Raw genomic sequence first — 6918 nt, forward strand, 5'->3', positions numbered from 1 at the left:
CCGGTTGCACCGTCGGCGGTCGAACCGGGTCCGCGACCGCGCTCACCGTCCCGCCGGTGCCCGCGGCCGCCGCCGGGGCCGACCCGCCGGTCCGGGCCGCCGGCGGGCCGCTCTTCGCGGCGGGCTCGGCGGTACGGCCGTCCGCGGGCCGGACGAAGTGCCGGCCGAACCTGCCGTACGCCCCGAAGGTCTCGCGGGTGGTGGTGCGCCGGTAGGCGCCGAAGCGGCCGTACATCCGGGCCGCCCGGGGAGTGGCGGGTCCCGCCTCGCGTGGTCGCAGGGCCAGGGCCACCGCCACCGACGCGCCGACGGGCACGAACGCCAGCAGGGTCAGGGCGCCCGGCAACGGCAGAGGCCGGCCGGCGGCGAGGGAGTCGGCGGCGGCGCCGTCGAAGGGCATGCCCGTCAGGTCGCCCCGCAGGTGCAGGAAGACGAGCAGGGCCAGCATCGAGCCCAGCGTGCAGGACAGGGCCGTCGTCGTCGCCGAGACGGCCATCATGCGGACCGGTCCGAGGCCGATGGCCGAGAGGCCGGAGCGGGGCCTGGTGCCGGGATCGGTACGGGCCACCGCGACCGCGAAGTACACCGTGGCGGCCAGCGGGGCCGCGCACCAGGCCAGCCGGAGCGCGGCGGAGCCGGGGGAGCCGGGGTGACTCAGCGCGTAGCCCAGGGCGCAGAGCAGCAGGAAGCCCGTGCCCGCCGAGGCCGCCGTGACCATCAGGCGGCGCAGCTGGACGGCGGGGTGGGCGCCGCGGGTCAGACGGAGAGCGAGCACGCGGCCCGGCCTTCCGGTTCGCTGGTCTCGGCGACCGGCGGCAGGTGGACCGTCTGTACGCGCCGCCCGTCGAGCAGGGACACCGTGCGGTCGGCGAGGGCCGCGGTCTCCGCGTCGTGGGTGGCCAGGACGACGGTGATGCGGTGGGAACGGGCCGCCGTGGTGAGGGTGCGCAGCACATGGGCGCGGTCGGCGCGGTGCAGGGGCGCCGTGGGCTCGTCGGCGAACAGCACCGACGGGGCGGGGGCCAGGGCGCGGGCGATGCAGACCCGCTGCCGTTCGGCCTGCACCAGCTGGTGCGGCCGTTTGCGGGCGCTGTCGCCGATGTCCAGGCGCTCCAGCCACTCCAGGGCCGCGGTCTTGGCGCGGCGCCTGCTGGTGCCGCGCAGCATCAGCGGCAGGGCGGTGTTCTCCCATGCGTTGAGTTCCGGCACCAGGGAGGGGGCCGGGTCGATCCAGCCGAACCGGTCGCGGCGCAGCCGCTCGCGGGTGAGGGGGCCCATGGTGTGCACGGGCACGCTGTTGAACCAGACCTCGCCGCGCCGCACCGGGACCAGGCCGGACAGACACCGCAGCAGGGTCGTCTTGCCGCTGCCGCGCGGTCCGCCGATGGCGAGGATTTCGCCCTCGCGCACGCCGAGCGAGACGCCGCAGAGCGCGGGCGAGCCGTCGTCGTGCTGGAAGTGCAGGGCGCGTGCCCAGAGCACGTCGTTGTCCGGCGGGGCCTCCATGCGCGTACACCTCGGTTCAGATCCGTAGTTCCCGTGCCATCCCCCGTGCGGGGGAACGAAGGCAGGGCCGATCGGTCACTGGGCACGCTAGGCAGAACGCGGCGGGGCGCCGGACAGCACGCGGCCCCGGGCCGCCGTTTCTCACTCGAACGGGCGGCACCGGGGCCGTTGTTGATCATCCAGGCAGACGATCGGAGCGACGCGGGTCAGAGCTTGGTCCACGCCTCCGAGAGGGTGGCCCTCAGGATCTGCTCGATCTCGTCGAACGTCGACTGGTCGGAGATCAGCGGCGGCGCGAGCTGGACGACCGGGTCGCCGCGGTCGTCGGCCCGGCAGTACAGGCCGTTGTCGTACAGCGCCTTGGAGAGGAAGCCGTACAGGACGCGCTCGGTCTCCTCGTCGTTGAAGGACTCCTTGGTGTTCTTGTCCTTCACGAGCTCGATGCCGTAGAAGAAGCCGTTGCCGCGGACGTCGCCGACGATCGGCAGGTCGTGGAGCTTTTCCAGGGTGGCGCGGAAGTTGCCCTCGTTGTCCAGGACGTGCTGGTTGAGGTTCTCGCGCTCGAACAGGTCGAGGTTGGCCAGGCCCACGGCCGCGGAGACCGGGTGGCCGCCGAAGGTGTAGCCGTGCAGGAAGGTGTTGTCGCCCTTGTAGAACGGCTCGGCCAGGCGGTCGGAGATGATGCAGGCGCCGATCGGGGAGTAGCCCGAGGTCATGCCCTTGGCGCAGGTGATCATGTCCGGCACGTAGTCGAACTTGTCGCAGGCGAAGTACGTGCCCAGACGGCCGAAGGCGCAGATGACCTCGTCCGAGACGAGCAGTACGTCGTACTGGTCGCAGATCTCGCGCACGCGCTGGAAGTAGCCGGGCGGGGGCGGGAAGCAGCCGCCCGCGTTCTGCACCGGCTCCAGGAAGACCGCGGCGACCGTGTCCGGGCCCTCGAAGAGGATCTGCTGCTCGATCTGGTCGGCGGCCCAGCGGCCGTAGGCCTCGGGATCGTCGCCGTGGATCGGGGCCCGGTAGATGTTGGTGTTCGGGACCTTGTGCGCGCCCGGCACCAGCGGCTCGAAGGGGGCCTTCAGGGCCGGCAGGCCGGTGATGGACAGGGCGCCCTGCGGGGTGCCGTGGTAGGCGACCGCGCGGGAGATGACCTTGTGCTTGGTGGGCTTGCCGGTCAGCTTGAAGTACTGCTTGGCGAGCTTCCAGGCGGTCTCCACCGCCTCACCGCCGCCGGTGGTGAAGAAGACCTTGTTCAGATCACCCGGGGCGTGCCCGGCGAGACGCTCGGCCAGCTCGACGGCCTTGGGGTGGGCGTAGGACCACACCGGGAAGAACGCCAGCTCCTGCGCCTGCTTGAAGGCGGTCTCGGCGAGCTCGACCCGGCCGTGCCCGGCCTGCACCACGAAGAGGCCGGCGAGGCCGTCCAGGTAGCGCTTGCCCTTGTCGTCGTAGATGTACGTGCCCTCGCCCCGGACGATGGTGGGGACGGGGGCCTTCTCGTACGACGACATGCGCGTGAAGTGCATCCACAGGTGGTCGTACGCGGACTGGGAGAGGTCCTTGCTCACGGCTATCGGGTCCTCACGGTTATCGGGTTCCCCACATGTAGGTCTGCTTCTTGAGCTTGAGGTAGACGAAGCTCTCGGTGGAGCGCACTCCGGGCACCGCCCGCATGCGTTTGTTGATGACCTCCAGGAGGTGGTCGTCGTCCTCGCAGACGATCTCCACCATCAGGTCGAAGGACCCCGCGGTCATCACCACGTACTCGCATTCGGACATCGCCGACAGCGCGTCCGCGACCGCCTCCACGTCGCCCTCGACGTTGACGCCGACCATCGCCTGTCTGCGGAAGCCCACGGTGAGCGGGTCCGTGACGGCGACGATCTGCATCACGCCCTGGTCGAGCAGCTTCTGCACGCGCTGGCGCACGGCCGCCTCCGACAGGCCCACGGCCTTGCCGATGGCGGCGTACGGCCGGCGGCCGTCCTCCTGGAGCTGCTCGATGATGGCGAGGGACACGGCGTCCAGCTGCGGCGAGCTGCCGTTCCTGGACTCGCGGGAGGGCTCGCGGGACTCCCGCGAGCCCTTCTGGTCTGCGCTTCGACTGGCCACGAGGTCACTGTGCACGAGGTCTCGACACTTCCGCAAGCCTGGATCGATGAAATCCGTTGTTTGAGTCCCCGACACCTGCGGATTCCGCACGATCGAAGGGAGCAGGGGTGTTGAAAACGTGGGTCGGCCGACTAGGGTGGGTGTCTCAAGTACTGGACATCCGAACTGGAGGGCCGGCAGTGAGCACCGAGCTGCGTCGTCTGCGCAACTACATCGGCGGTGAGTTCAAGGACGCCGCCGACGGACGGACCACCGAGGTGGTCAATCCCGCGACGGGCGAGGCGTACGCGACCGCTCCGCTGTCCGGGCAGGCGGACGTGGACGCCGCGATGGCGGCGGCCGCCGAGGCCTTCCCCGGCTGGCGCGACACCACGCCCGCCGAGCGTCAGAAGGCCCTGCTGAAGATCGCGGACGCCTTCGAGGAGCGCGCCGAGGAACTGATCGCGGCCGAGGTGGAGAACACGGGCAAGCCCGTCGGGCTGACCCGCTCCGAGGAGATCCCGCCGATGGTCGACCAGATCCGCTTCTTCGCGGGCGCGGCGCGGATGCTGGAGGGCCGCTCCGCCGGTGAGTACATGGAGGGCCTGACCTCCATCGTGCGCCGCGAGCCGGTCGGGGTCTGCGCGCAGGTCGCGCCGTGGAACTACCCGATGATGATGGCCGTGTGGAAGTTCGCCCCGGCGATCGCGGCGGGCAACACCGTCGTGCTGAAGCCGTCCGACACCACCCCGGCCTCGACGGTCCTCATGGCCGAGATCATCGGCTCGATCGTCCCCAAGGGCGTCTTCAACGTCATCTGCGGCGACCGCGAGACCGGCCGCATGATGGTCGAGCACGAGACCCCGGCGATGGCCTCCATCACGGGTTCCGTACGGGCCGGCATCCAGGTCGCCGAGTCCGCCTCCAAGGACGTCAAGCGCGTCCACCTGGAGCTGGGCGGCAAGGCCCCGGTCGTGGTCTTCGAGGACACCGACATCGCCAAGGCCGTCGAGGACATCTCGGTCGCCGGCTACTTCAACGCCGGCCAGGACTGCACCGCCGCCACGCGCGTGCTCGTCCACGAGTCCATCCACGACGAGTTCGTCTCCGCGCTGGCCAAGGCCGCCTCCGAGACCAAGACCGGGCAGCCGGACGACGAGGACGTGCTGTTCGGCCCGCTCAACAACCCCAACCAGCTCAAGCAGGTCGAGGGCTTCATCGACCGGCTGCCCGCGCACGCGCGCGTGGAGGCCGGCGGCAAGCGGGTCGGCGACAAGGGCTACTTCTACGCGCCGACCGTCGTCTCGGGCCTGAAGCAGACCGACGAGATCATCCAGAAGGAGGTCTTCGGCCCGGTCATCACCGTGCAGTCCTTCACGGACGAGGAGCAGGCGGTGGAGTGGGCCAACGGCGTGGAATACGCGCTGGCCTCCTCCGTGTGGACCAAGGACCACGGCCGCGCCATGCGGATGTCCAAGAAGCTCGACTTCGGCTGCGTGTGGATCAACACGCACATCCCGCTGGTCGCCGAGATGCCGCACGGCGGCTTCAAGAAGTCCGGCTACGGCAAGGACCTCTCGGGCTACGGCTTCGAGGACTACACGCGGATCAAGCACGTGATGACGTCGCTGGACGCGTAGTCACACGGTTCGGCCGTGACGGCCCCGGGTGCTGCCGCCCGGGGCCGTTCCGTTGCCCCGCCCTCTTTTTTGAACATGTTCAACTTGGGCGTAGAGTGCCTCCATGAACGACAGAGCCGCCCTGCTCAAGGGCATCCGCGCCTGGTTGGCCCTCTTCGTCGTGTGCCTGGTGCTCAGCGGCGCCACGGCCTTTCCCCTGGTGCACGAACTGCGGTGGACCGAGGATCTGTTGCGCGCGTTCTCCGTCGGCGACCACCTGCCCGGGCTGGCGGAGTGGATCGGGCGGGTCCGGGCCGGCCTGGACCAGGCCGACGCCGAGTACCCCTTCCTCCTCTACGGCACGGACTGGCTGGCCTTCGCGCACCTGGTGATCGCGGTCGCCTTCTACGGGCCCTACCGGGACCCGGTCCGCAACATCTGGGTCGTCGAGTTCGGCATGATCGCCTGCGCGGGGATCATTCCGCTCGCCCTGATCTGCGGACCGCTCCGCGGGATCCCCTTCTGGTGGTCGGTGATCGACATGGCCTTCGGCGTGTTCGGGGTGATCCCGCTGTACGTCGTACGGCAGCGGATCAAGCGGCTGGAGGCGCTGACCGCGCCCGCGACCGCGACCGCCCCGGCGTTCGGCGGCTGAGAAAAACTGTTATCCCGGGAACCTTCACGCCGTCTCCCCGCATGTGATCCCCCACATAGCCAAGACCCCCGTCCTGCCTGAGAGGGTGCGTGCGGAGAAGTACCGATCCCGGCCGGCGAGAGGCTCCCGTGGACAGTGAGCACTGGCGCGCCGTCATCACCGCGGCACAGGCCGGCGACCAGCAGGCGCTCGACGAGCTGGTCGCGGGCTGGCTGCCGCTGGTCTACAACATCGTGGGCCGGGCCCTCAACGGTCACGCCGACGTCGACGACGTCGTGCAGGAGACCATGCTGCGCGCCGTCGGCAACCTGGGATCGCTGCGCGACCCCGACAGCTTCCGGTCCTGGCTCGTGGCGATCGCCATGCGGCAGCTCCGCGACCGGGCCCGGCGCCGGACCCCGGACCGGCTGGAGGAGGCGCCGGCCTCCGACTTCGCCGACCTGACGGTGCTGCGGCTCCAACTGGAAGGGCAGCGGCGCGAGGTCGCCGAGGCCGTGCGGTGGCTCGACGACGAGGACCGGCAGCTGTTGTCGCTGTGGTGGCTGGAGGTCGCGGGCGAGCTGACCCGGCGGGAACTGGCCGCCGCCGTCGGCATCACCCGGCAGCACGCCGCCGTGCGCGTCCAGCGGATGAAGGAGCGCCTGTAGACCTCACGCGGCATCGTGCGCGCGCTGGACGGTGCCTGCCCCGGCCTACGCGAGGTGACCGGCCGTTGGGACGGCCGGCCCGGCTCGGTGTGGCGCAAGCGCCTGGCCCGGCACATCCGCGGCTGCGGCTACTGCGGCGGCACCCGCGAGGCCGTCGTACCGGCCGAACGCCTCCTGGTGGGCATCGCCCTCGTCCCGCTGCCGGTCGGGTTCACCCTGTCGTTGGCCTTCGGCGGCAAGACGGCCGTGGCCGCCACCTCCGCCGCCTCCGCCGGCTGGTCGGCCAAGCTGCTCGGCGCGCTCGCCAAGCCGGCCGTCGCGGTGACGGCGGGCGCGACGATCGCCGCGGGCGGCGCCTACGTCGTCACACAGCCGCCGGACGCCCCGCCGCCCCGGGCCG

Annotated in this window: 5 protein-coding genes and 2 pseudogenes; 3 read left to right on the forward strand and 4 right to left on the reverse strand. The window is 71.0% G+C overall.

From position 1 onward, the window contains the following. The 4 genes and pseudogenes from GTY56_RS18780 to GTY56_RS18795 form a co-directional block, all read right to left on the reverse strand. Positions 1-775: pseudogene (locus GTY56_RS18780) on the reverse strand (hypothetical protein); the annotation flags it as partial. Then, entirely contained in the window at positions 757-1506 is a 750-nt protein-coding gene (locus GTY56_RS18785; protein ID WP_161366509.1) for an ABC transporter ATP-binding protein, read from the reverse strand. The gene GTY56_RS18785 and the pseudogene GTY56_RS18780, both read right to left, overlap by 19 nt. Before the next feature lie 206 nt (positions 1507-1712). Further along, entirely contained in the window at positions 1713-3074 is a 1362-nt protein-coding gene (locus GTY56_RS18790; protein WP_375136719.1) for an aspartate aminotransferase family protein, read from the reverse strand. A 19-nt stretch (positions 3075-3093) separates the two neighbouring features. Then, positions 3094-3633 carry an Lrp/AsnC ligand binding domain-containing protein gene (locus GTY56_RS18795; RefSeq protein WP_161366510.1) on the reverse strand — a complete coding sequence of 180 codons (540 nt, stop codon included), beginning with the start codon at positions 3631-3633 and terminating at the stop codon, positions 3094-3096. 164 nt (positions 3634-3797) lie between these two features. Between GTY56_RS18795 and GTY56_RS18800 the strand changes: the two genes are divergently transcribed. From GTY56_RS18800 to GTY56_RS18810, 3 genes and pseudogenes are all read left to right on the forward strand, one after another. After that, positions 3798-5237, forward strand: a complete 1440-nt coding sequence (locus tag GTY56_RS18800) for an aminobutyraldehyde dehydrogenase (protein ID WP_161366511.1) — start codon at positions 3798-3800, stop codon at positions 5235-5237. A 103-nt stretch (positions 5238-5340) separates the two neighbouring features. Beyond that, positions 5341-5871 carry a hypothetical protein gene (locus GTY56_RS18805; RefSeq protein ID WP_161366512.1) on the forward strand — a complete coding sequence of 177 codons (531 nt, stop codon included), beginning with the start codon at positions 5341-5343 and terminating at the stop codon, positions 5869-5871. A gap of 128 nt (positions 5872-5999) precedes the next feature. Beyond that, a pseudogene (locus GTY56_RS18810) lies at positions 6000-6918 on the forward strand (RNA polymerase sigma factor); the annotation flags it as partial.

Origin of the sequence: Streptomyces sp. SID5643, assembly GCF_009872555.1 — a bacterium.
Classification (GTDB): domain Bacteria; phylum Actinomycetota; class Actinomycetes; order Streptomycetales; family Streptomycetaceae; genus Streptomyces; species Streptomyces iakyrus.